Source organism: Ruegeria sp. ANG-S4 (assembly GCF_000814005.1).
Taxonomy (GTDB): Bacteria; Pseudomonadota; Alphaproteobacteria; order Rhodobacterales; family Rhodobacteraceae; genus Ruegeria.
Genome location: NZ_JWLK01000004.1, coordinates 120,395 through 143,584, shown reverse-complemented (window position 1 = coordinate 143,584; position 23,190 = coordinate 120,395). Strand labels below are relative to the sequence as shown.

The following is a 23,190-nucleotide window of genomic DNA, read 5'->3' as shown; positions in this document are numbered from 1 at the left end:
ATTTTAGCCACCGGAGACCATCCATGATTGGAATTTTTGGAATCGCCTTCATCTTTGTCATGGTTTTTGGTGGCTATCTGGCCGCTGGCGGCAAAATGACGATCATCATGAAGTCGTTGCCGTTCGAAATGATGATGATCGGGGGAGCCGCCATAGGGGCTTTCCTCATCAGCAACGACATGAGCGCCGTCAAACACACGGCCAAGGACATCGCCAAGGTGTTCAAAGGCCCCAAGTGGAAGCCCGAAGATTACCGGGACTTGCTGTGTTTGCTGTTTTCATTGATTCGTATCGCCCGAAGCAACCCGGTCGAGTTGGAGCAACATATCGAAGAGCCTCAGGACTCGCCTCTGTTCTCGGCTTACCCAAAGATACGGGCAGACAAAGAGGCCGTTGATCTGATCTGCGACACCATGCGGTCTGCCGCCATGAACTACGACGACCCGCACCAGGTCGAGGAAGTTCTTGAAAAGCGGATGGAGGCCAATTTCCACCATGCCATGCACTCCAGCCATGCTTTACAGACGGTGGCCGACGGTTTGCCCGCCTTGGGCATCGTCGCCGCAGTCTTGGGCGTCATCAAAACGATGGGGTCGATTGACCAGCCGCCGGAAGTGCTGGGGAAACTGATCGGTGGTGCGTTGGTGGGCACTTTTCTCGGCGTGTTTTTGGCCTACTGCCTCGTTGGCCCCTTCGCGGGCAAACTGAAGGCGGTGGTCGAAGAGGACAATCACTTTTATCAGCTGATCAAAGAGGTTCTTGTTGCTAACCTGCACAACCATAATGCCGCCATGTGTATCGAAGTCGGCCGACAGAACACGCCGACCCACAATCGTCCCGGTTTCTCAGACCTCGAAGATGCTTTGAAAGAAATCAAACAGGCGGCTGCATGATCAGAAAGCTGGTTCTTGTTTGGGCTTTTGTCTGCGCCGCATTCAGCGCAGGTGCCCAAACCCTGACGGTGCGATCGGGCGAGCACGGCGCATACACGCGCCTCGTCGTCCAAATACCCCCGGGGACGGAATGGAAACTGGACCCAAAGCCAGATGGGGCAACACTGGATGTGGCTTTGACGGGTGTGGTTTTTGATACCAAATCGGTTTTCCAACGATTGTCTACCGGTCGGCTGGAAGCCGTGTCCCAGAATAGTGCCGGCGAGGCGCTTGATCTGCGTTTTGGTTGCCAATGCGTGGCAAAGGCGTTCCTGCACCGTGGCACGATGGTTGTAATCGACGTTGCCCCCGGCGAAGCCGTTCTGCCGGAGACAATTGACACCAAATCGCCTTTCTGGACGATCCCGGATAGGCCAAACCCAAAAGAGACGCCGGAGCTTCCTGCCTTGGCGCTTGATCTGCCTTTGCTGGACCTCAGCCGCCGAGACCTGGAAGCCCAGGTGATGTCCCGAATCCTGCAAGGCGCTGATCGGGACGTTGCCGATCTGACACTTTCGGAACCCGGACCCAGGCTGTCTGCCGTACCCAGGTTGGCTCCAAGTTCGATCAACCCGATCCAAAACATCGGCGTATCTTCAATATTAGATGAATTTCAAGATCTTGGCGACCGCGCCAACCCGAACATCCTGCACCAACCAAAATGCATTACCAATGCAGAGCTTGCCTTTGATTCATGGTCCGATGCGCGCCCTTTTCAGATGCAAGTCGCAGCACTGCGAAAGGGTCTTTTTCAGGAGTTCGATCATGTGAACGAGGACCGCACCATCAAGTTAGCGAAGCTGTACACCTTTTTTGGGTTTGGTGCAGAGGCTATTCAGGTTCTTAAATTATTGCCCCAACAGTCCACCGAAGCGGCACGAATTTCCGCCATCGCCAAGGCGATGGATGGCGAAGTTGCAATGGGCCAGACCCCCTTTTCCGGACAACAGGCGTGCGGGGGCGATGCAGGTCTTTGGGCGCTCTTGACCGGTCAATCCGTCGCGTCGGATATTGACCTGAATTCGATTGAACAGTCATTTGCCCGTTTACCCGCACATCTGCGACGACACTTCGGGCCAAAGTTGGCCGAAGCGCTGACTGACGCCGGCAATCTCGAAGCCGCGCGGCGTGTTCTCCGATCAGTTGATCGTGTGGAGCATCCGGACAGTTCAGCTGCAAGACTTGCCCAGGCAAAAGTCGCTGACGCAGGCGGCGAAACCGAAAGAACAGAGGCATTGCTGTCCGAGGTGACCGCGACCGCAGACGCAGGCAGAGACGCCGCACTGGCGCTCGCCCGGTTGATCGAGAAACGCTGGTCGGACCGCGGATCGGTTTCGCCTCGGGAAATCGAACTTGCGGCGGCCTATTCGGTGGAGTTTCGCAATTCAGATTACGGGCCAATGATGGCGCGGGCGCATGCATTGGCCATGGCTCTTAACCGTGAATTCATTGGCGCGTTTCGCGGTGTTCAACAGTCGCCACTGGACAAGGACTGGCGCAGAACGCTGAACCAGGTCACGCAATTGCTTGCTGAACGTGCGGATAATATCACTTTCTTGTATCAAACGGTTGCTATGCCAACTGCTATGCAGTCAAAATTAGATACTAATACGGCTGTTTCCGTGTCGGATCGGCTGATTTCGCTTGGGTTTGGCGAACAGGCTATGACGTGGTCCAACCGCCCGTCAGACAAAACACGACGCAAAGATAGAACATTGCTGCGGGCGCAGGCAGCTGCGCTGAATGGGCGTCCGCGACAAGCCCTTCTTGAGTTGCAGGATGACGATTCCGAGCGGGCCAACCGTTTGAAAGCTGACGCCTTGATACAGGCCGGGGATTTTGCACAAGCTGCGGCTGTCTTGGCGGAACTCGGTGAAGTTGACCGCGCCCAACGTCTAAATTGGCTGTCTGATCAGGTCGAGAACGCCGATCCTGGTGCGCCCGGAAAATATTCGGAACTGACCAAAATCGAATACTCCTTGTCGCTGCCGCCCGAGCGACTTCCCGATAAACCGTTGGCGGATGCAAAAGCTCTGTTGGAAGGCAGCGTTCAGGCGCGTGCGCTCATCGGCGAAATGTTGGACTTGACCGGTAGCGACGTAACGAACTGATATCCATGGTAGACGCACCCACAATATGCGATTTCGCAACGAACCCCCGAAAGGCTCGTAGCGCGTCGCTCGTTTGCTGCCCAGGGTGCATGACGATCCGGCAACCCGCCTGCGGTTACGGAGGGTCGTACAATAAAGGCTCTAAATCGGAAAATAACGCATTCGGTCGAGTCAGTTCCAAGATGGCGTCCCGAATGAGGACAGCCCTGGCTTCTCCGACCGTTGGTGTCGAAAAATCCATGAATTTGTCGATAACTTCATGCTGTTTCAAAGGCGCCTCCGGTCCGCCTCTTGCATGAATGTCGCCCGATTTCAGAAGGCGTCCGTCCACTGTTTCGATCACGACATCAGCCCAGCGCCCCTGCGGAAACCGCTGACTGTGGCGCGCATCCTCTGCCACGGTGATGCGTGACACGACGTTGGCGACAACGGGATCACTCAACCCCGAGCCTGAGATTTGCTCGACCCCGATCCGCCCATGTACGGCGAATGAAGCCACCGCAAAAGCCAATGAATATTGCGCCTGCGATGTGGTCGCTGGAACCGCGGAAAAGAGACACGCCGCCTCGTGAAAGCTGTTGATATGAAGCGTCGCGATCTGATCATGGGTGAGATCGTGATCAAGCATCAATTGGCGCGTTCCGTCGATGGCGGCGTGTGCCCAGCGGCATATCGGATAGGGTTTCACATATTGATGTTCCATCTGCCAAAACGTGCCCAGATCCTGCCAATGCACGGCAGATCGGTCCTCTTCCACCGTCAGAGCGGGGGCGCCCGTAAAGCCCTGCTCGGCCAGGATGGACGCCGACAGGCCGACCATCGCGCCCCAACCGGACCCGTCATGCAGCATCGTGGGATTGGCGATTTCGCGCATCATCTGACTGCGTGGTCCATGGTATTCCGCAATTCCGAACGCCTGTCGCAGTTGATCGGGGGCGTGCCCACGAAGGCGCGCTGACATCGCCGCGACGCCAAGCGCGTTCCATGCGCCCGATGTGTGATAGTCACTGACCGAGTCATGCAAGGCCAGTCCGGCGCGACCCGCAACTTCGTACCCGACGACAACAGCGGCCAACGCCTCGGGCCCGCTCAGATCAGGACAGTGTTCCGCCAACGCCGCCAGCGCCGGAATGATCACGACGCCAATATGCCCCTTGGTCGGATTGTAGCCGTCATGCGCGTCCAGATTGTCGGTTTGCGTTGCGGCTGCGTACGCGGCTCCAGCCATGCTTACCTGGCGACCATCAAACAACATCCGCGCACTGTGGTCGGGCGAAGAACTGGAATAAAGCAGTGCCGCAGTATTTCGGGCAATGACGCCCGCCTCCATCGGCCCGGCGCCGATCAGAACGCCCATCGTGTCCAGCATCATCAGCGCCGCTGCGTCCTTCACCTCATCCGGCATCTGATCGGCGGAACAGGCAAGAGCGAAGTCCGCAATGCGCGGGAAGGCGTTTGTCATTTGATCATCTCTGGTTCGGCGGTCCGCGTCCCCCGTAGACGGTGTCCGCCTGGATCGAACGGCGGTTCCGACAGGATCATCGCGTCGTGCGGCTTACCAAGTATGAATACCTCAACCTTGTCCCCCGGCCTCGCGACCGATGGGTTTACGTAACCGATCGCAAGTGACTTACCCACGGAATAGCCGTAAGCGCCCGAGGTCACGCGCCCGACCGCCTTGCCATCCGGCGTGAAAATCGGCTCTCCTCCGGCTGCGTCTGCATCAGTGGTTTCGACTGACAGGATCGAAAGCACTTCGCGCGCCGCGTTGTCCCTGACCGCCAGATAGGCGTCCTTGTGCAGGAAATCCTTGTCCAACTTGATCAGACGATCCAGTGCGACCTCCTGCGGCCAATATTCCTGAGAATACTCGCGGCCCCAGGATCCATATCCCTTTTCAATACGAAGCGATCCGAGCGCACGCCCCCCCACCGGACCGCCGCCAAAGGCACGCGATGCGTCCAAAAGACTTGTGTAGAGCCTGATCTGGTCTTCTTCGGCGCAGTGCAATTCCCACCCCAGATCACCCGTGAAACTCACGCGGATGGCCAGGCAGGACACCCCGGCCACCTCAATCGTAGCCGACCGCATAAAGCGGAACGCGTCGTTGGACAGGTCCGAATTGGTCAGACGTTGCAACACATCGCGGGACTTTGGGCCAGCCACATTGAAGCCGGCGATGCGGTCCGTCGCGACTTCGAACGTGGTGCCCTCGTGCAATTCCACCATGTTGAAAAATCGCTGATGATAGCGTTCGGCCATGCCGGATCCGATCATCATGTATTCGTCGTCCGCCACCTTGGTGATGGTGAAATCCCCGGCAACGCCGCCGCGAACCGAGATCAATGGCGTCAGGCAAGAACGGCCGATGTCGGTTGGAACCCGGTTTGCGACCAGTCGATCCAGCCAATCCTGCGCACCCGGGCCTTTGATGACGTAATTGGCGAAGTTCGAGATGTCGATGACGCCTACATTCTCACGCAGCATCCGAACCTCGCGCCCGACGGGTTCCCACCAGTTCTGGCGGGTAAACCCGTTGGTCTCGACTGTTCCCGGTTGGTCGGCGAACCATAATGGGTGTTCCCAGCCGCAATTCAGGCCAAAGACGCAGCCCATGTCCTTTTGCATATCGTAGGCTGGGCGCACACGTGCAGGCCGTCCCGCGCTGCGTTCTTCATTCGGGAAGTGAATGGCGAACCTGTGGGTGTACGCGTCTTCGACGCGGGCTTTGGTAAACGCCTTATCGGCCCAATCGCCAAAACGCGCCAAATCCCATGCGAACATATCGTATTGCGGCTCGCCTTCGATCATCCATTGTGCGGACAACAGCCCGAGACCGCCGGATTGCGAGAATCCGGGAATAATGCCGGTGCAACAGAAGTAGTTCTCAAGCTCCGGCACTGGTCCCCAGATCGCGTTGCTGTCGGGTGACCAGATCATCGGCCCGTTGATAACACGCTTTACACCCGCGGTGGCGGCAACCGGTACGCGCTCGGTGGCACGGATTACGTTCTCCATGATGCGATCCAGATCATCGGGGAACAGATCATGGGCAAAGTCCAGCGGCGTTCCGTTTTCGGCCCAGAACCGCATGTCTTTCTCATACGCGCCGATCAGAAGGCCGTTGCCCTCTTGCCGAAAGTAATACTCGCCATCCCGGTCCGCGATCGAAGGAAGACGGCGACCCAGTGCGGCCACCTCATCAATTGCTTCGGTTACGAAATACTGATGCTCGGTCGGTTGCAGCGGCAATTCGATCCCGGCCAGTGAAGCGACCTCACGCCCCCAAAGACCACCTGCATTCACTACCCATTGCGTATGAATGTCACCTTTTTCTGTTCTTACGATCCAAGACCCGTCTGGCTGCTGTTCAGTCCCTATTACGGGGCAAAACCGCTCAATTGTTGCCCCCATCGCCCGCGCGCCCGCTGCATAGGCATGAGTCACGCCAGAAGGGTCAACATTGCCGCCATCAGGCTCGAACATGATGCAGCGGATGTCGTCGAACTGCGCCAGAGGGTGCAGTTCTTTGGCTTTGTCCCGGCTGATTTCATAGAAGTTCAGGCCGTAAAACTTGGCTTTTGCCTCTTGCAAGCGCAACTGATGCTCACGGTCTTTAGTCTGTGCAAGATATAGCGAACCGGATTGAAACACGCCGCAACCTTGCCCGGTTTCCTTCTCCAGCTCTTTGTACAGGTTCATCGTGTAGTGCTGGATACGGGTTATGTTGTTATTGTCATGCAGCCCGTGGATATTCGCCGCCGCATGCCACGTGGACCCGCTGGTCAGTTCATCCCGTTCCAGCAACACCACATCTGTCCAGCCGAGCTTGGCCAGATGGTAAAGGATCGAGCAGCCGACAAGCCCCCCTCCGATCACGACGGCCTGGGCGTGGGTTTTCATCGTCTCTCTCCAATGCGCAAATCCTGTGCTTAACCGAAGTCAGCCATAGGTATGTTGCCTCTGATACTCCGTTCCCGACGCCAAATGTCGGGAACAGATCACAAAGTGCCGTTTCAGTTTCGCCAAGGACCAAACCATAAGCGAAATGCCGCCTTTGGCGCGCCGACCCTCGGGGTTGTGAATCGTTGTGTATTGAAAAACCGCGTTCCGATTCTTTGATTGGGTCTGAAAGCGCAGGAAAAGCGCTGGCTTCAGGTCGCATGACGGCGGGACAGGCTGATCAACAAGGGCGCGAAAAGTGCCGGTATCAGCGGAAATCTTGAAAAAGTTCCGAAAATGTTCTATATTTGTTCTCATGTGGAACGGAGGTTTTCGAGCTATGACAAACGCTGCCCGTCAAAGCTGGTTCGATGCACCCAGCAACGATTACCATATGCTGCCGGTTACCGACCGCCAGATGCGCTATGCCCGCGCCATCGCTGAAAAATCAGCTATGGAAATACCGGTCGAAGCGCAGCGGGATCGCAAGGCGCTGTCAGACTGGATTTCCGCACATAAACCTCGGGATCCGTCTCCGTTCGCCAACTACCCCACCGGCAAACAGGTCGCTTTTGCCGAACGTATCTCGCGCACCAAACGCCGCCCGATCCCTGCCGAGTGCTTTCGGGACAAACAGATGATGTCACAGTGGATTGACCGGAACAAATAGGGGCGGTCAGTGACCGTGGTTGCGTGAATACAGCGCAACGGCGGCGGCAACGAACATGCCCAGCAGAATATACCCTGTAACCGCTTCGGCCACAGCCAGCCCCCGGCACAGGCCAATGGGGGCCATATCCCCGTAACCGACCGTGGTGAAGGTAACGTAAGAAAAATACAGAATGTCCGCCGGTCCGTTTGCGCCTATGACACACAGATCGTTGTATCCGAACGCGCCGTAAACGGCAGCGAACAGGAACGGGACGACCTGGATGAACGACACGCCCATCAAAAGCAATAGCCGTCGTGGAGATTTCACCTGTGTGAGGTAGAACCAAGACTGCGACGCAATCCAGATGATCAATCCAACCGCAGCGATGTGCCCAATTGTGTCACCTGCAGTTGCTTCGCTCAGGCGGGACAAGCCGTACCAGGCCAGAAAGCTGGCGATGACCAGCCCCAGCGCCGCGTAGAGCGTTGATTTCCATTCTTCCAGAGTTCTGGGTTCGCGGGACATGGGTACTCCGATTTCCAGCCTGAAAGTGATCATCCGGCGTTCGGCGTCGGCCTGCAAGGCCAATTGGCCTTGGGGTTAGCCCGTCCCCAAATGATTTGAACCCCGGCTGCGAGCCAGCAGAATCTGTTTCTGCCGCTCGCGAAAGCGTGCTTTGTCCTGCTCGGAGGTTTCGTTCACGCATCTGTGGCAGGTCACGCCATGCTCATATTCCGGTCGCTTCATGTCTTCCGGAAGGATCGGCCGTCGGCACCCGTGACACAGCTTGTGTGGGCCCTCAACCAGCCCGTGCCCAACGGAAACGCGGTTGTCGAAGACAAAACACTCACCCTGCCAGGAACTGTCTTCCGCGGGCATTTCCTCAAGATAGCGCAGAATACCTCCTTTCAGATGATAGACATCCTCCACGCCCTGACCCAGCAGGAAATTCGTGGACTTCTCGCATCGGATGCCGCCAGTGCAGAACATCGCGACACGCTTGTTGTGGAAGCGTTCCTTGTTCTGTTCCCACCACGCAGGAAATTCGCGAAAACTTGCTGTTTCAGGGTCTATTGCGCCTTCAAAGGTTCCAATCGCCACCTCATAGTCATTGCGGGTGTCGATTACGACAACGTCGTCCGACCGGATAAGGTCATTCCAATCCTGCGGCTCGACATAGTGACCGACGCTGGCGCGCGGATCGACGTCGGGCTGCCCCATTGTGACGATCTCTTTCTTCAAACGCACTTTCATCTTGCCGAATGGCGGATGGTCCGAGGTTGCCTCTTTCCATTCCAGATCGGCGCAACCCGGAAGCCCCCGGATATGTTCAAGCACCGCGTCAATCCCTGCTCGCGGCCCCGCGATGGTGCCGTTGATACCCTCTTGCGCCAGCAAAAGCGTGCCCTTGACGGATTGGGCCTGACACACCGCTTTCAACGCGGGCCGCAGCGCGTCCGGGTCCGGGAAGCGGGTGAAATGGTAAAGGGCAGCGATCGTGTACATGCGCGCGATCTACTGCGCAGGCGCTCAAGACGCAAGAGATCGGATTGACGCCCCTCTCTGTGGCCCATACCGATAGAGCAACCCGTATAGGAGGCCTCAATGTCCCACGCGCTGCTTGTCATCGATGTCCAAAACGATTTCTGCCCAGGTGGCGCATTGGCCGTTCCGGGCGGGGATGAGGTCGTGGCACCGATCAATACCATGATGGAGGAGTTCGACGGGGTTATCCTGACACAGGATTGGCACCCGGCTGAGCATTTGTCGTTTGCAAGCGCGCATGGGGGCATGTCCCCGTTCGAGATGGTCGAGATGCCATATGGCCCGCAGGTCCTGTGGCCGGATCATTGTGTTCAAGGCAGCCGAGGCGCAGCGTTCCATCCGAATTTGCGCACCGATGGTGATTTGATCCTGCGGAAGGGGTTTCGCGGCGCCATCGACAGCTATTCGGCGTTCTTTGAGAATGACCAGACCACACCGACCGGCCTGAAAGGCTATTTGGACACGCGCGGCATCAAGGCGCTTACCCTGGTTGGTCTCGCTACCGATTTCTGTGTGCACTATTCCGCCGTCGATGCAGCCCGACTTGGGTTTGACGTGACGGTCAGAACCGATGCTTGCCGGGCCATCGACATGGACGGGTCCCTGGCTTCGGCCCAACAGGCAATGAAAGATGCGGGCGTAATCCTGATTTGAACCTCAGGGCGTTGCGCCCTGTTCGGCCAGATACTTCAACGCGACAAACACGATCACGGCAAGACCAAGGGCGAAACCGATCCGCCCCGGCACCGTTTGCCGATTGGGGCGAGACGGCTCTGTCGGCGGGCGACGGCGTTGCATCGGTCGCGCTTTCTCGACCTGCCTCGGCCCGGTGCCCGGTTGTGCCGCCCTGACATGGTTCAGGAACTGCCAGAAATCAAACTCGCCACAGTATTCGCCCTGAACGCCCATGTTTCGGATATTCGCAAACAACCTGCGTAGAATGCGGTGCCGGTCCTCTTCTTCGGCCGGAGCATAAAATCCGTTCGGAGAACCGCCTTCACCCGTGTCCAGACTGAAACCAGACTCGGTAAATATTCGCCGGATTTTTGGCGACGCCCCCCGCAGCGCGTCCGCAGTTTTTATGTCCCGAAATTGCGCACGTACGGCAGGTGCACCAGTCACCGCCGTCTTGGCATGTTCGGGGTCAATCGCGTCTTGTGCGACTGCCACAATATCAAAGTCGTATTCCAGACCCATTCACCAACTTGAACCTTCTAACCATCCCCACCCCTTCGCTAACGTGCGAAGAGTACTCATAATTTGCCGGTAATGTGACTTGACCTTGTCATTGTCATCAGATCGGCGACTCTTGCCATTCACCCCGTCGATTGATCTAACAGCGGAAATTGCAGGAGCTTCCCATGGTCGACATTGCAACGCGTGTCTACAATCACAAATGGAAGATTGACCCGATTGTCCGGTCTTTGATCGACACCGACTTCTACAAACTTCTGATGTGTCAATCAGTGTTTCGAAATAAGCCCCAAACGGATGTCACCTTCTCGCTGATCAACCGCTCGAATCATGTTCCATTGGCCCAACTGATAGATGAGGGCGAATTGCGTGAGCAGTTAGATCACATCCGATCGCTCGGCCTCAGCCGCGGGGAAAGCACCTGGCTGCGGGGTAATACGTTTTACGGAAAACGCCAGATGTTCCGCTCGGATTTCATGGAGTGGTTCGAAGACCTGCGCCTGCCGGCCTACCATCTGGAACGCAAGGGCGATCAATACGAGTTGACCTTCGAAGGCAAATGGCACGAGGTAATGCTGTGGGAAATCCCGGCCCTTGCCGTGTTGATGGAATTGCGGTCGCGCGCCGTTTTGAACGGCATGCGCAGGTTCGAGCTGCAGGTGCTTTATGCACGCGCCATGACGCGCGTCTGGGAGAAAATCGAAAAGTTGCGCCAGATCGACGGTTTGGGAATAGCCGATTTCGGAACACGGCGACGTCATTCCTTTTTGTGGCAAGACTGGTGCGTTCAGGCCATGATCGAAGGGCTGGGCGAGTCCTTTACCGGTACCTCGAACTGCCTGATCGCGATGAGACGCGAGGTTGAAGCGATCGGGACCAACGCGCATGAATTGCCGATGGTTTATTCTGCCTTGGCGTCAACAGACGCAGAATTGGCGCAGGCGCCTTATGACGTTCTAAGTGACTGGCACGAAGAACATGATGGCAATCTGCGCATCATTCTGCCCGACACCTACGGCACAAAAGGGTTCTTGGACCACGCCCCGGACTGGCTGGCGGGTTGGACCGGCATTCGCATTGACAGCGGCGATCCCGCTGCGGCGGCCGAAATCGCAATCGACTGGTGGAAATCGCGTGGCGAGGACCCTCAGGAAAAACGGATCATCTTTTCGGATGGTTTGGACGTGGAAAAAATTCAGGAGCTTCACGCGCAGTTCGCTACCCGAACCAACGTGTCATTCGGTTGGGGCACACTGCTGACCAACGACTTCCGCGGACTTGTGCCTGGCGATTCCCTCGCCCCCTTCTCGCTCGTGTGCAAAGCCATTTCGGCCAATGGCCATCCAACGGTCAAACTGTCGGACAACCCGGAAAAAGCGATGGGCCCGCCAGATCAGATCACCCGCTACAAACGGGTCTTCGGCGTTGGCGCGCAAAAAGCGATTGAGGTCATCGTCTGACGTTCAGCCGTGATAGGCCGCAACCGTTTTGAGCTCGGAAAAGCCGTAGAGCGCTTCGAATCCCTTTTCGCGCCCATGCCCGGACTTTCCGACGCCGCCAAAAGGCAGTTCCACGCCGCCCCCTGCGCCGTAATTGTTGATGAACACCTGCCCGGACCGAAGCCTTTTCGCCAATCGCATCTGACGACCTCCATCGCGTGTCCAGATACTGGCGACCAGCCCGTATTCAGTACTGTTCGCTATGGTTAGAGCCTCTTCTTCGGTCTCAAACGGGATCAAAACCTGAACAGGGCCAAAGATTTCATCTCGGGCCAGATCATGATCCGGTGGCACATCGCCAAATAGCGTGGGTTGTACGTAAGCGCCATCCGCAGGCGCATCCGCCAAAATCTGACCTTGCGCCACAATCGTCAGGTCTTCTCCTTTTGCAAGAAATCCGTTGACGATCTGCTTCTGACGATCCGAAATCAGTGGACCAACTCGCAGATCCTGCAGGGCAGGGCCGACTGTCAAACGCCCGTAAGCCTCTGCCATCAGGGCCCTGACATGTTCGTAGATGCCGCGTTGCACCAGAATGCGAGACGACGCCGAACAGGTCTGGCCCGCGTTCTGAATGCCCGCATTGATCAGAAAAGGCAGCGCCGCGTCGAGATCGGCATCGTCAAACACCAGTTGCGGCGACTTGCCGCCCAGCTCCAGCGTCACCGGAACCACATTGCGACCCGCCGCCTGCTGCACCAAGGCACCGGTGGCGACCGAACCAGTGAACGAGATGTGGTCGACCCCCGGATGAGATGACAACGCTGCGCCGGCCTCGGCACCCAGCCCGGGCACCACGTTCAATGCGCCAGCGGGCAATCCGGCCTCTGTCGCAAGCTCGGCAAACGCCAGAGCTGTCAGGCAGGCCTCTTCAGCCGGTTTCAACACGCAGGCATTGCCCATCGCCAGGGCCGCGCCAACCGAACGGCCGATTATCTGCATCGGGTAATTCCACGGCACGATATGGCCAGTCACGCCATGCGGCTCGCGCATGGTATAAACCGTGTAACCGTCCAGGTAGGGGATCGTTTGACCCATAACCTTGTCCGCCGCGCCGCCATAGAATTCGCAATACCGCGCCAACGCCAGCGCATCCGCACGTGCCTGCGTCAATGGCTTGCCCACATCCATCGCTTCCAGCTGCGCAAGATCGTCCACCCGCCCCAGAACAAGCTGGCCGAGACGCGACAGAATTCGGCCACGCTCAAACGCCGGCATCCGGCCCCAATCTCCGTCCTGTGCTGCCCGCGCCGCATGAATGGCCGCGTCTATATCCGCCGAATCCCCGCGCGCGATCTGGCAGATTTCGGACCCGTCTGAGGGGTTGATGAGTGTCAGCGTCTGTCCTGATACCGCTGGACGCCATTCGCCTGCGACAAGTGTCAGGCTTGGATCGAACCATAGGGATTGGGTCACGGGCATCTCCTGTTCAAGACTCTAACAATGGGCTGGCGACCGATGCGCTCACATCCATTGCGGGTAAACGCGGGGCGGCAGCGATCAAATCACGCGTGTAGGGGTGTTGCGGATCGGAAAATACGCGTTCGGTTTCACCTTGTTCCACGATCCGTCCCGCCTTCATCACCATAACCCGATCTGTAATCGTCCGCACGACGCTCAGATCGTGGCTGATGAACAAATAGGTCAACCCGTAGGCGGCGCACAGGTCCGCCAGCAAATCGAGTATCTGAGCCCGGACCGAGACATCAAGGGCCGACACGGCCTCGTCGAACAGGATCAGCTCGGGCTTGATGATAAGGGCGCGTGCAATTGCGATGCGCTGGCGTTGACCGCCCGAGAATTCATGGATGTATTTGTTGGCATCATCGGGGGACAAACCAACAGCCGTCAGCATTTCGGCGATCCGGTCCTGCTTTTCCGAGCCCGCGGGCGGGACCTCGAGAAGGTGGAAGGGTTCCGTGATCAGACGTGCAACGCGGTGCCGCGGGTTAAAGCTGCCGAACGGGTCCTGAAACACAACCTGCATCTTGCGGCGAACTGCCATATTCGTTTTTTTGACTGCAAAAACCGATTGCCCGCCGAGCGATATCTGCCCGCCTTGAATGTTCTCAAGGCCAAGGATTGCCCGTGTTAGGGTCGATTTTCCACACCCGGATTCCCCGACCAATCCCAGACGTTCTCCACGGCTCAACGTAAAGGTAACGTCGTCGACGGCACGGTGTCGCCCAGGGGGGTCGAACAGACGCTTGCGGGGCAAGGTATATTCCCGCACGACATTTTTGACCTCAAGCAAAGCTTGCGGCGGTGGCGGTTCAGGAAGCGCCACCTGATGACCTGAGGCTTCGAACAGCATTCGTGTATAGGGATGCCGCATGTGGCGGAGCAAGTGCTGCGTCTTGCCGGATTCGACCACTTTTCCCTTTCGCATGACGACGATGTCGTCCGCCATTTCGCCCACCACCGCCAGATCGTGCGTGATCATCAGAAGCCCCATGCCGTATTCGGTCACAAGATCGCGGAGCAGCCGCAGGATCTGCGCCTGGGTCGTTACGTCCAGCGCCGTGGTCGGTTCATCCGCAATCAAAAGCCTTGGCCGCAGTGCAATCGCCATGGCGATCACAACGCGTTGACGCTGACCGCCTGACAGTTCGTGTGGATAGCGCGACATTGGAAACCGATCTGACGGCAAGCCGACCCGGCTGAGGACCTCTTGCGCCCTGCTCCGCGCCTGCGCCGGTGACATCGCCTTGTGGATCAGGATGGTCTCCATAACCTGATCTCCGATTGTCCTGACCGGATTAAGGGCGGTCATCGGCTCCTGAAACACCATGCCCACCGACGCGCCGCGCAAGGCACACAACTCCGCCTCGGACTGGTCCAGCATCTCTTGTCCATCCAATTGGATGGACCCTTGGCAAACTGCCCCGTTCGGCAACAATTGCATCGCGGCAAGCGCAGTCATTGATTTTCCCGAACCGCTTTCGCCAGTCACCGCCACAATCTGACCGGGCGCGATGGATAGGTCGACGTGATCCAGGATAGGTTGATCGTGAATCACCACCGACAGGTTTTCTATCAGCAATAGGCTCATACGCGGGCCACCCTGATCCTGGGGTCCAACCAATCGCGCAACCCGTCCCCCAACAGGTTCAACCCCAGCACCGTCACGATGATCGCCAAACCGGGAATCAGAGCCAAATGCGGGGCAAAACTAACCATTGTCTGCGCATCGGCTAGCATGCGACCCCAGCTGGGCGTTGGTGGCTGCGCACCAAGCCCGACATAGCTCAGACCAGCCTCGGCAAGAATACCCAGCGAGAACTGTATCGTGCCCTGAACAATCAACAGGTTTGCCACGTTGGGTAGAATATGCTCGGCGGATATGCGGGCTGCGCCCTTGCCCGAGACGCGCGCAGCTAGAATAAACTCGCGTTCCCACAGCGACAGCGCCGCACCACGTGTGATGCGGGCAAACACCGGGATGTTGAATATGCCGATCGCGATAATCGCGTTGATCGCACCTGCGCCAAAAACGGCGGTGATCAATATGGCAATGACAAGGGACGGAAACGCAAAGACAAGATCGTTGCCCCGCATGATCATCTCGTCCAGCCAGGACCCCTTGCGCGCTGCTGCGGTCAGGCCCAACGGAACACCCAAGGCCATTCCGATGCCAACGGCGACAAGCGCGACGGCAATGGACGTGCGCGCGCCGACCATAATCATCGAGAGCATGTCGCGACCAAAGTGATCCGTGCCAAACCAATGCTGCCCGTTCGGCGACTGCAACTTGTTGGGAATGTCCAGCGACGTATGGTCATATGGCGTCCATACAAAGGAAATCAGCGCCGCCAAAAGCACCAGCGACGACAATGCCGCCCCAAGGGTCAGATTGCGCGTCATGTCCTGCCCCGCAACCTTGGATCAACGGCGGCATAGGCCAGATCGACAAGAAAGTTCACGGTGATGACAGCAAAAACAAGCAACATCACAACCGACTCGACCACAATCAGATCGCGCGCGGATATGGCCTGAAACACCAGCCGGCCAAGACCGGGCAGGTAGAACACCTGCTCGATGATGATCGAGCCCGCCAGAAGAAAGGAAAATTGCAGTCCGATGATCGTCAATACCGGGATAAGTGCGTTACGCACCCCGTGCCGCCACAACGCCTGACGCGGGTTCAGGCCCTTGGCGCGCGCGGTGCGCATGAAATCCTCGCCCAGGATGTCCAACAGCGATGATCGCATGACACGCGCCAGAATAGCGGCCTGCGGCAAAGCCAGCGCGATGGCCGGCAGCGTCAGGGATTTCAATCCGGGCCCAAATCCATCTTCCCAGCCGGCAAACCCGCCGGCGTTGAACCAACGCAGGTTGATGGCGAAGATCAGAACCAGCATCATTGCGAACCAGAAATTCGGGACCGCGATACCCAACTGTGTTGCGCCCATTACGGCCAGATCACCCGGTTTCCCCCGGCGCGCGGCGGCATAAATACCGGCGGGGAAAGCAATCAGTGTCGATAGAATCAGCGCATAAAGCGCTAATGGAAGGGACACCCACAAGCGGTCGGCGATCATCTGCGATACCGGCGTTCGATAGGTGTAGGATGTGCCAAAATCGCCGCGCAGCATCCCACCGATCCAATTGACGTATCGTTGCGCTTTCGAGGTGTCGAGACCCAGCTCTGCGCGCAGCGCCGCCAATGTATCCGGCTGCGCATTCACACCCAGCATGAAAGACGCCGGGTCGCCGGGCGCAACCTCGATCACCGCAAAGATGACAACGGACGCCACCGCCAGACTGAGGACCAGCGACATCAGGCGTTTGAGCATGTAGCGCAACATAGTCAGCACGTTAGGGGTGCACGATGCCCCGGTCCAGCATCTAGCGGTACTTGCTGCGTTCGGACTGAATCAAATCCGCGGCACAACTTGAAATCTGCGCCAGTTGCGGAGAGTCGGACAGCCAATTCTGATTTGTCTCTGTCCGCGCCAGCACCGCGCGGCGCAATACCATCAGGCGTGCGCGCGGACTGTTCAGAAACTGGTCCTGTGGGATCACCGTCTCCAGCGGGCTGTCATACCGGATGACCTCGAAGTAACCGCCAGAAACAGCCAGAAAGGCAAAGGCACAGGCACGTGCCTGGCCCGAACACTGGGTCTTGCACAAGTCGGCGACCGGTTTCGTGGATGGCGCAGACATCAGCCAGTTTTCCACGTCGGTTCGCCAGCGGTTGTCGGGCGATACGTCCCCATATCCCAAACCCAATGCCAGCAGACCCGCCATACCAAGGGTGTCGGGCTGCGCCGTATCAACCGGGTTGGGCTGAATGTGACGCAAGGCGGCAACGCCGTCACCGCGATGCTCGGAAGTTCCCGAAAGATAAGCCAAATAGGGCAGAAGGTCCTGCATTACCGCTTCATCCTCGGCAAGCTCATCCCGCAGACCCTGATCGCCGTAAAGCGCAACAATGCGCGTTGGCCGATCTGTCGCCTGATGCTCGCCAAACTTGTTCAGGCGATCAATCAGCTCAAGGTCGGGTTCGGCACTTTTGGCCTGCATTAGAGCCTGCGCAAGCTCATTCCCTTGTTGTGCTTCGACAAACAGCCATGACCGTCCGAACGGGCTGAAGTCTTTGTAACGGAATAGATCTCGTGCCGCAGATCGATCCAGCGATTGGCGATACGGGGACGGCCCAAGGTCAGCCGTTTCGATTCGCGCCAGCAAAAGGCGTGCGTTGGCATCGCCTTCCGCCGCCAAATCCGCGAGCATTTGAAGACTTTGCCGGTCGTCGCCTTGTAACCAAAGGTCTACGGCAGACTGCAAGTCCGAATTGGCCTGCACCGAAGTCGCGCCGAAACAGCCGATCGTCACGGCCAGGGCCGCAATCACGTTTCTGATCATCCGTTCTCTCTTCGCTGCTTCGAAACGCCGTTCTATTCGCTCCAGCTGATGGCTGAAAGGTCAATTGCAGCGGTTGGCGCATTTTCCCACAAGCCCTGCACCCCTGCCCGCGCGACGCCCAGCTTAGCCAGTTGGAACAGGTACCCGTTCACGTAGTCATTCGCTATCAGACGCTGTGCTTCACCCAGCAGTCTTGCCCGCTCCTCCGGGTCAGTCGTCGCGTTCAGCGTCTCCATCAAAGCCTGAAAATCGGTGCTTTCGTACTGGAAGTAATAGTCCGGGCGCGCGTAGATCCCGATATCCATGGGTTCGGTATGGCTGACGATGGTCAGGCCAAAGTCCTTGCCTTTGAAAACGGATTCCAGCCATTGAGCCCATTCAACATTGATGATCTCTGCCTTGATACCGATATCAGCCAACTGCGCGGCGATAATCTCGCCGCCCCGGCGTGCATAGGATGGGGGCGGCAGGTGCAATGTCGTCTCGAACCCGTCCGGATAACCCGCTTCGGCAAGCAGAGCTTTTGCCTTTTCCGGGTCATGCGCCGACCCGCCGGTCAAATCGACATAGGCCGGATTGTGCGGTGCAAAGTGAGTCCCGATGGGTGTGCCATAGCCAAACATTGCGCCGTCTATGATGGCCTGCCGGTCAATGGCGTGGGCCAGCGCTTGACGAACGAGAATATCGTCAAACGGAGCTTGCTTGTTGTTGGTCGACAGAATCGTCTCGCCCTCGGTCGAGCCGATCAGCACCTGAAATCGCGGATCGGCCTCGAACTGAGGCAGGTTTTCAGGCGCCGGGTAGATATCAAACACGTCCACGTCCTCGGCCATCATGGCCGCAAACGCAGCTGTCGGGTCCGAGATAAACTTGAATGTTGCAGTCTCTAGCGCGGGTTGTTCGCCCCAGTAATCCGGGTTTCGGTTGAGTGTGATGCTGTCGCCCTGCACCCAGTCGGCAAACGTAAACGCCCCGGTTCCCACCGGGTTGGTCTTGATATTCTCAATGCTTTCTGGCGCGACGATAACCGCGTCACCCCAGGCCAGGTTGAACAGAAAATTACCGTTGGGTGCGGACAAGGTCACCTTCACGGTCAGCGGATCAACCACTTCGACACTTTCGATTCCGGCGAACAGGGCCTTCTGCGCATTTGCGCTGTCTTCGGCCAATGCGCGGTCCAGGCTGAACTTCACGTCTTCGGCATCCATGGAAGTGCCATCGTGAAAGGTCACGCCATCGCGCAGTTTGAACGTGTAGACGGTGCCGTCATCAGAAATCTCCCAACTTTCGGCAAGGCCCGGAACAACCGATCCGTCGCCCATAAAGCGGGTAAGCCCCTCGAAAATATTGGCATAGACGACCGAATCGATGGCCTGCGCGGCCGCACTTGTCGGATCCAGATGCGGCGGCTCAAGTTGCATCGCAATGGTGATGTCCGATTTCGCCGCCGCCTGAGATGCAAGCATACTTGCCCCGAAGACCACTGCGGTCACAAAGGGCCGAAACAGGTGCTGGGTCATTGAAATCTCTCCCTTTGGGTTTTCTCGACGCGTGGTTCGCTGGTGGTTCAGCTGGTAATGTCCCTTTAAACCTTGGGTCAATCAAGGAAATGTTGGCGCAACCGGGGTTTCTATGGACCCGACCCATCTGTTATGCCGCGCTGCAACATGAACCTCGGAGGAGCGAGCCATGAGCGCAACAGCCCGCAAAAAGGCCCCGAACGCACAGGATATCCGCGCGCGAAAAGGGGGCCAACCTCTGGTCAGTCTGACCGCGTACACCACGCCCATGGCGCGGTTGATGGATGGGCATTGCGACTTTGTGTTGGTGGGCGACAGCGTCGGAATGGTTCTGCATGGGCTGGAATCGACGCTTGGCGTCACGATGGAGATGATGATCCTGCATGGGCAGGCCGTGGCGCGCGGGCTTGAAAAGGCGATGATGGTCATCGACATGCCTTTTGCCAGCTATGAACACGAACCGTCCGAGGCGTTTCGCAACGCGGCCCGCCTGATGGCGGAGACCGGTGCCGGGGCTGTCAAACTCGAAGGTGGGGTGGAAATGGCGGAGACCATTCGCTTCCTGGTTCAGCGTGGCATCCCGGTCATGGCCCATATCGGGCTGACACCGCAATCGATCAACACCTTGGGCGGCTATAAGGTTCAGGGCCGGAATGACCAAGCCGCTGCCGTCTTGGCCGATGCTCATGCGGTGGCCGATGCCGGGGCTTTTTCCGTGGTGCTGGAAAAGGTTCCCCAAGGTCTGGCCGACCGGATCACGGACGAGGTATCAATCCCGACTATCGGCATTGGTGCGTCCGCCGGGTGCGACGGACAGATCTTGGTGGTCGACGACATGGTGGGCTTTTTCACGGCTTTCAAACCAAAGTTCGTCAAACGGTATGCCGAACTTGGCCCCCAGGCCGAAGCCGCAATTGCCCAATACGCCGCAGAGGTGCGTGCCCGCACATTCCCTGCGGACGAGCATGTATTTGCAGATCAGGCTCCGGCCAAGGAACCCAAGACATGAAACCGCAGATCCTGCGCCGCCTGACCGATCTGCGCACCCTGACGCGGGACTGGCACCGCCGCGGTGAAACCATCGGGGTGGTTCCGACGATGGGTGCGTTGCATCAGGGTCATCTGTCGCTGGTCGAAGCGGCCAAAGCAGGATGCGACCGGGTAATTGTGACGATCTTTGTGAACCCAAAGCAATTCAACAACCCCGACGACCTGGCCAAATACCCCCGAACCGAAAACGAGGATGCCCAAAAGCTGGCCGCTTACGCCGTCGACGTAGTGTACGTGCCCGAACCCGACGAGATTTATCCCGAAGGGTTTTCGACCACCGTCTCGGTCGCCGATTTGACGGACGTGATGGAAGGTCCGGGCCGTCCCGGCCATTTTGATGGCGTGGCAACGGTGGTGGCCAAGCTGTTCCTGCAGACGCAGGCCGACAGAGCCTATTTCGGGGAAAAAGACTATCAACAGCTTCTCGTCGTACGTCGAATGGCTCGTGATTTGAACATCCCAATCGACGTCATCGGATGCGAGACGGTGCGCGAACCTTCGGGCCTTGCCATGTCTTCGCGCAATCTATTGCTGTCCTCGGGTGGTATGGAAACCGCGGCAGAATTGAACCGGGCGATGCAGAACATCGCCAAGGGATTGGCCACGGGCGGCGCTGTTGAACCCATGGTGCAACAGGCCAAGTCCGACCTGTTTGAAGCCGGATTCAGCGAGGTTGAATACATCGAACTGCGCTGTGCCGAGACATTGTCGCTTTTGACACATGCGACGCAACCGGCGCGCCTGTGTGCCGCTGCATGGCTGGACGGGGTTCGGTTGATCGACAACATCGCTGTTGCACCCGCCTGATTTCCGCACTGGAACGCCCGCAACTGTTTGCGCTAAAGTCCCACAAAACACCACGGGGGAGAGGGCAGGCATGACCTATATTCTGGCCATCGATCAAGGCACAACGTCGTCGCGTGCAATTATGTTTGACGCCAGCATGCAACGCGTCGGCACGGCACAACACGAGTTCACCCAGCATTTTCCGCAGGAAGGCTGGGTCGAACATGACCCCGAGGATATTTGGGACAGCGTTCTGACAGTTTGCCGCGAGGTCATGGAGACAACCGGAATAGCCGCTGAACAGATCGCGGGCATCGGCATCACCAATCAACGTGAAACAACCGTGGTTTGGGATCGCGCCACCGGTGAACCGATCCACAACGCAATCGTGTGGCAGGACCGCCGAACCGCCGAGATATGCGAGAGGTTCCGCAAGGAAGGGTGCGAAGACGACGTGACCGCCCAGACCGGCTTGCTGCTGGACCCTTATTTCTCGGGCACCAAGGTCAAGTGGCTGCTGGATACCGTGCCCGGCGCACGCGACCGCGCCAAGGCGGGCGAGCTTTTGTTCGGCACAATCGACTGTTTCCTGATCTGGCGACTGACAGAGGGCAAGGTTCACGCCACGGACGCAACCAACGCCGCGCGGACCCTGCTGTTCGACATCCACAAGGGGGCTTGGAGTACCGATATCTGTGACCTGCTGGATGTACCGACGGTCATGCTGCCCGAGGTTCGCGACTGCGCGTCCGATTTTGGGCAGACAAGGCTTCTGGGTGGCCAGATTCCGATTTTGGGCGTGGCTGGCGATCAGCAGGCCGCAACGATTGGCCAGGCATGCTTTAGCCCCGGGATGTTGAAATCTACCTACGGAACCGGGTGCTTTGCGCTGTTGAACACTGGGCCACAACCGGTCGAATCGAAAAACCGTCTTCTGACAACAATTGCGTATCAACTGGACGGACAGCGCACCTACGCACTGGAGGGATCGATTTTCATAGCCGGTGCGGCGGTGCAATGGCTGCGTGATGCGCTGCAAATCATCGAAACCGCGCCGGAAAGCGGCGGGCTGGCGGAAAAGGCGGACCCCACTCAGAACGTTGTTCTGGTTCCGGCATTCACCGGGCTTGGGGCACCCTATTGGAAACCTGACTGTCGCGGTGCCCTATTCGGCCTGACCCGCAATTCCGGTCGGGCGGAAATCGCCCGCGCCACGCTGGAAAGCATTGCCTTTCAGACGCGGGACCTGTGGCATGCCATGCAGGGCGACTGGGGCAGCGCGGCGGACGATGTGACGCTGCGTGTCGATGGTGGCATGAGCGCGTCGGACTGGACGATGCAAGGCCTGTCGAACATCCTTGGCGCGCCTGTTGATCGTCCGGTCATGCAAGAGACAACCGCGCTGGGCGCGGCCTGGCTGGCCGGAATGCGGGCTGGGGTCTATCCGGATCAGCAGGGTTTCTCGGAAACCTGGGCGTTGGACCGGCGGTTTGAGCCGGACTTGTCCGAAGACAAACGTGACTCGGCCTATGCGCGCTGGCAGCGCGCCGTGTCCGCGGCCATGGCTTTCTGATATCGGGTCAGCTGTGATCCTTCATCAGCCGCTGCTTCTGGCGTGACCAGTCACGTTTGGCCTGCGCCTCGCGCTTGTCATGGGTTTTCTTGCCCTTGGCGATACCGATTTTGATTTTGGCCATGCCCTTGTGGTTGAAGTACAAAACCAGCGGCACCAGCGTCATACCTTTGCGCTGTGTTGCGTTCCACAAATTTGACAGTTCCTTGCGCGAAACCAAAAGTTTGCGGCGGCGGCGTTCCTCGTGCTTGAAGACCTTGGCCTGCTCGTAAGGTGCGATGTAACTGTTGATCAGCCACAGTTCTCCGTCATCAACCGATGCATAGCTTTCGGCGATGTTCGATCCGCCGGCACGCAGGGATTTGACCTCGGACCCTTGCAACATGATGCCGCATTCCAGATCGTCCTCGATCGCGTAATCGAAGCGCGCGCGCCGATTTTCGGCGATCACTTTGTAATTCGGGTCTGTCTTTTGCTTGGCCATGACGCGTTGATTTAGGCGGCTTGGGCAGCCCTTG

At 58.1% G+C, this 23,190-nt stretch carries 20 protein-coding genes; 8 read left to right on the top strand and 12 right to left on the bottom strand.

From position 1 onward, the window contains the following. The first annotated feature begins 23 nt into the window (after positions 1-23). Positions 24-893 carry a flagellar motor stator protein MotA gene (motA, locus tag RA28_RS11430; RefSeq protein ID WP_039528532.1) on the top strand — a complete coding sequence of 290 codons (870 nt, stop codon included), beginning with the start codon at positions 24-26 and terminating at the stop codon, positions 891-893. After that, entirely contained in the window at positions 890-3,043 is a 2,154-nt protein-coding gene (locus tag RA28_RS11425; RefSeq protein WP_039528528.1) for a hypothetical protein, read from the top strand. The genes motA and RA28_RS11425 overlap by 4 nt, the downstream gene beginning before the upstream one ends. Before the next feature lie 115 nt (positions 3,044-3,158). On the opposite strand, the gene RA28_RS11420 is transcribed toward RA28_RS11425, so the two are convergent. Both RA28_RS11420 and RA28_RS11415 read right to left on the bottom strand, forming a co-directional pair. Then, complete coding sequence (locus tag RA28_RS11420; protein ID WP_039528525.1) at positions 3,159-4,505, bottom strand: MmgE/PrpD family protein; 1,347 nt, start codon at positions 4,503-4,505, stop codon at positions 3,159-3,161. Beyond that, positions 4,502-6,946, bottom strand: coding sequence for a GcvT family protein (locus RA28_RS11415; RefSeq protein WP_039528523.1), 2,445 nt, complete (start codon positions 6,944-6,946; stop codon positions 4,502-4,504). Before RA28_RS11415 ends, RA28_RS11420 begins: the two co-directional genes overlap by 4 nt. A gap of 379 nt (positions 6,947-7,325) precedes the next feature. On the opposite strand from RA28_RS11415, the gene RA28_RS11405 reads away from it, so the two are divergent. Next, the gene (locus tag RA28_RS11405; RefSeq protein WP_039528519.1) at positions 7,326-7,655 is read left to right on the top strand and encodes a hypothetical protein; all 330 of its coding nucleotides are present in this window, start codon (positions 7,326-7,328) and stop codon (positions 7,653-7,655) included. Between the two features lie 6 nt (positions 7,656-7,661). Here RA28_RS11405 and RA28_RS11400 read toward each other — a convergent pair whose 3' ends face one another. Both RA28_RS11400 and trhO read right to left on the bottom strand, forming a co-directional pair. Continuing rightward, positions 7,662-8,162, bottom strand: coding sequence for a potassium channel family protein (locus tag RA28_RS11400; RefSeq protein ID WP_039529389.1), 501 nt, complete (start codon positions 8,160-8,162; stop codon positions 7,662-7,664). 75 nt (positions 8,163-8,237) lie between these two features. After that, entirely contained in the window at positions 8,238-9,143 is a 906-nt protein-coding gene (gene trhO, locus RA28_RS11395) for an oxygen-dependent tRNA uridine(34) hydroxylase TrhO (RefSeq protein ID WP_039528516.1), read from the bottom strand. Between the two features lie 99 nt (positions 9,144-9,242). On the opposite strand from trhO, the gene pncA reads away from it, so the two are divergent. After that, positions 9,243-9,836 (top strand): bifunctional nicotinamidase/pyrazinamidase, encoded by a 594-nt coding sequence (gene pncA / locus RA28_RS11390; RefSeq protein WP_039528513.1) that lies wholly within the window; start codon positions 9,243-9,245, stop codon positions 9,834-9,836. Positions 9,837-9,839: 3 nt separating this feature from the next. Here the strand turns inward: pncA and RA28_RS11385 are convergent, their stop codons facing one another. Next, complete coding sequence (locus RA28_RS11385; protein WP_241481120.1) at positions 9,840-10,352, bottom strand: hypothetical protein; 513 nt, start codon at positions 10,350-10,352, stop codon at positions 9,840-9,842. A 191-nt stretch (positions 10,353-10,543) separates the two neighbouring features. Between RA28_RS11385 and pncB the strand changes: the two genes are divergently transcribed. Continuing rightward, a complete protein-coding gene (gene pncB, locus RA28_RS11380) occupies positions 10,544-11,836 on the top strand; it encodes a nicotinate phosphoribosyltransferase (RefSeq protein WP_039528506.1) in 1,293 nt (430 codons plus the stop codon). Between the two features lie 3 nt (positions 11,837-11,839). Here the strand turns inward: pncB and RA28_RS11375 are convergent, their stop codons facing one another. From RA28_RS11375 to RA28_RS11350, 6 genes are read right to left on the bottom strand one after another with little or no spacing between them, the layout of a single operon-like run. After that, complete coding sequence (locus RA28_RS11375; RefSeq protein ID WP_039528504.1) at positions 11,840-13,297, bottom strand: aldehyde dehydrogenase family protein; 1,458 nt, start codon at positions 13,295-13,297, stop codon at positions 11,840-11,842. A gap of 7 nt (positions 13,298-13,304) precedes the next feature. Then, a complete protein-coding gene (locus RA28_RS11370; RefSeq protein ID WP_039528501.1) occupies positions 13,305-14,927 on the bottom strand; it encodes an ABC transporter ATP-binding protein in 1,623 nt (540 codons plus the stop codon). Then, the gene (locus RA28_RS11365) at positions 14,924-15,739 is read right to left on the bottom strand and encodes an ABC transporter permease (RefSeq protein ID WP_039528497.1); all 816 of its coding nucleotides are present in this window, start codon (positions 15,737-15,739) and stop codon (positions 14,924-14,926) included. The genes RA28_RS11370 and RA28_RS11365 overlap by 4 nt, the downstream gene beginning before the upstream one ends. Continuing rightward, a complete protein-coding gene (locus RA28_RS11360; RefSeq protein WP_039528494.1) occupies positions 15,736-16,683 on the bottom strand; it encodes an ABC transporter permease in 948 nt (315 codons plus the stop codon). The genes RA28_RS11365 and RA28_RS11360 overlap by 4 nt, the downstream gene beginning before the upstream one ends. A gap of 40 nt (positions 16,684-16,723) precedes the next feature. Further along, the gene (locus RA28_RS11355) at positions 16,724-17,743 is read right to left on the bottom strand and encodes a hypothetical protein (RefSeq protein WP_039528491.1); all 1,020 of its coding nucleotides are present in this window, start codon (positions 17,741-17,743) and stop codon (positions 16,724-16,726) included. A gap of 32 nt (positions 17,744-17,775) precedes the next feature. Beyond that, the gene (locus tag RA28_RS11350; RefSeq protein WP_039528487.1) at positions 17,776-19,263 is read right to left on the bottom strand and encodes an ABC transporter substrate-binding protein; all 1,488 of its coding nucleotides are present in this window, start codon (positions 19,261-19,263) and stop codon (positions 17,776-17,778) included. Between the two features lie 169 nt (positions 19,264-19,432). Here RA28_RS11350 and panB point away from each other — a divergent pair, with 169 nt between their 5' ends. From panB to glpK, 3 genes are all read left to right on the top strand, one after another. Then, the gene (panB, locus tag RA28_RS11345) at positions 19,433-20,272 is read left to right on the top strand and encodes a 3-methyl-2-oxobutanoate hydroxymethyltransferase (RefSeq protein ID WP_039528485.1); all 840 of its coding nucleotides are present in this window, start codon (positions 19,433-19,435) and stop codon (positions 20,270-20,272) included. Further along, positions 20,269-21,120 carry a pantoate--beta-alanine ligase gene (gene panC / locus RA28_RS11340; RefSeq protein WP_039528481.1) on the top strand — a complete coding sequence of 284 codons (852 nt, stop codon included), beginning with the start codon at positions 20,269-20,271 and terminating at the stop codon, positions 21,118-21,120. The genes panB and panC overlap by 4 nt, the downstream gene beginning before the upstream one ends. Before the next feature lie 70 nt (positions 21,121-21,190). Next, positions 21,191-22,672 carry a glycerol kinase GlpK gene (gene glpK, locus RA28_RS11335; protein ID WP_039528478.1) on the top strand — a complete coding sequence of 494 codons (1,482 nt, stop codon included), beginning with the start codon at positions 21,191-21,193 and terminating at the stop codon, positions 22,670-22,672. 7 nt (positions 22,673-22,679) lie between these two features. On the opposite strand, the gene smpB is transcribed toward glpK, so the two are convergent. Next, positions 22,680-23,156: an SsrA-binding protein SmpB gene (gene smpB, locus RA28_RS11330; RefSeq protein ID WP_039528475.1), complete on the bottom strand. Its 477-nt coding sequence runs from the start codon at positions 23,154-23,156 to the stop codon at positions 22,680-22,682. Positions 23,157-23,190: the final 34 nt, after the last annotated feature.

Excerpts from the sequence above, each read along its gene's own strand:
- trhO (WP_039528516.1), bottom strand. The coding sequence starts at position 9,143 with ATGTACACGATCGCTGCCCTTTACCATTTCACCCGCTTCCCGGACCCG.
- RA28_RS11355 (WP_039528491.1), bottom strand. The coding sequence starts at position 17,743 with ATGATCAGAAACGTGATTGCGGCCCTGGCCGTGACGATCGGCTGTTTC.
- RA28_RS11370 (WP_039528501.1), bottom strand. The coding sequence starts at position 14,927 with ATGAGCCTATTGCTGATAGAAAACCTGTCGGTGGTGATTCACGATCAA.
- RA28_RS11365 (WP_039528497.1), bottom strand. The coding sequence starts at position 15,739 with ATGACGCGCAATCTGACCCTTGGGGCGGCATTGTCGTCGCTGGTGCTT.
- pncB (WP_039528506.1), top strand. The coding sequence starts at position 10,544 with ATGGTCGACATTGCAACGCGTGTCTACAATCACAAATGGAAGATTGAC.
- RA28_RS11425 (WP_039528528.1), top strand. The coding sequence starts at position 890 with ATGATCAGAAAGCTGGTTCTTGTTTGGGCTTTTGTCTGCGCCGCATTC.
- RA28_RS11360 (WP_039528494.1), bottom strand. The coding sequence starts at position 16,683 with ATGTTGCGCTACATGCTCAAACGCCTGATGTCGCTGGTCCTCAGTCTG.
- RA28_RS11405 (WP_039528519.1), top strand. The coding sequence starts at position 7,326 with ATGACAAACGCTGCCCGTCAAAGCTGGTTCGATGCACCCAGCAACGAT.
- RA28_RS11375 (WP_039528504.1), bottom strand. The coding sequence starts at position 13,297 with ATGCCCGTGACCCAATCCCTATGGTTCGATCCAAGCCTGACACTTGTC.
- glpK (WP_039528478.1), top strand. The coding sequence starts at position 21,191 with ATGACCTATATTCTGGCCATCGATCAAGGCACAACGTCGTCGCGTGCA.
- RA28_RS11350 (WP_039528487.1), bottom strand. The coding sequence starts at position 19,263 with ATGACCCAGCACCTGTTTCGGCCCTTTGTGACCGCAGTGGTCTTCGGG.
- panB (WP_039528485.1), top strand. The coding sequence starts at position 19,433 with ATGAGCGCAACAGCCCGCAAAAAGGCCCCGAACGCACAGGATATCCGC.
- smpB (WP_039528475.1), bottom strand. The coding sequence starts at position 23,156 with ATGGCCAAGCAAAAGACAGACCCGAATTACAAAGTGATCGCCGAAAAT.
- RA28_RS11415 (WP_039528523.1), bottom strand. The coding sequence starts at position 6,946 with ATGAAAACCCACGCCCAGGCCGTCGTGATCGGAGGGGGGCTTGTCGGC.
- RA28_RS11400 (WP_039529389.1), bottom strand. The coding sequence starts at position 8,162 with ATGTCCCGCGAACCCAGAACTCTGGAAGAATGGAAATCAACGCTCTAC.
- RA28_RS11420 (WP_039528525.1), bottom strand. The coding sequence starts at position 4,505 with ATGACAAACGCCTTCCCGCGCATTGCGGACTTCGCTCTTGCCTGTTCC.
- pncA (WP_039528513.1), top strand. The coding sequence starts at position 9,243 with ATGTCCCACGCGCTGCTTGTCATCGATGTCCAAAACGATTTCTGCCCA.
- panC (WP_039528481.1), top strand. The coding sequence starts at position 20,269 with ATGAAACCGCAGATCCTGCGCCGCCTGACCGATCTGCGCACCCTGACG.
- motA (WP_039528532.1), top strand. The coding sequence starts at position 24 with ATGATTGGAATTTTTGGAATCGCCTTCATCTTTGTCATGGTTTTTGGT.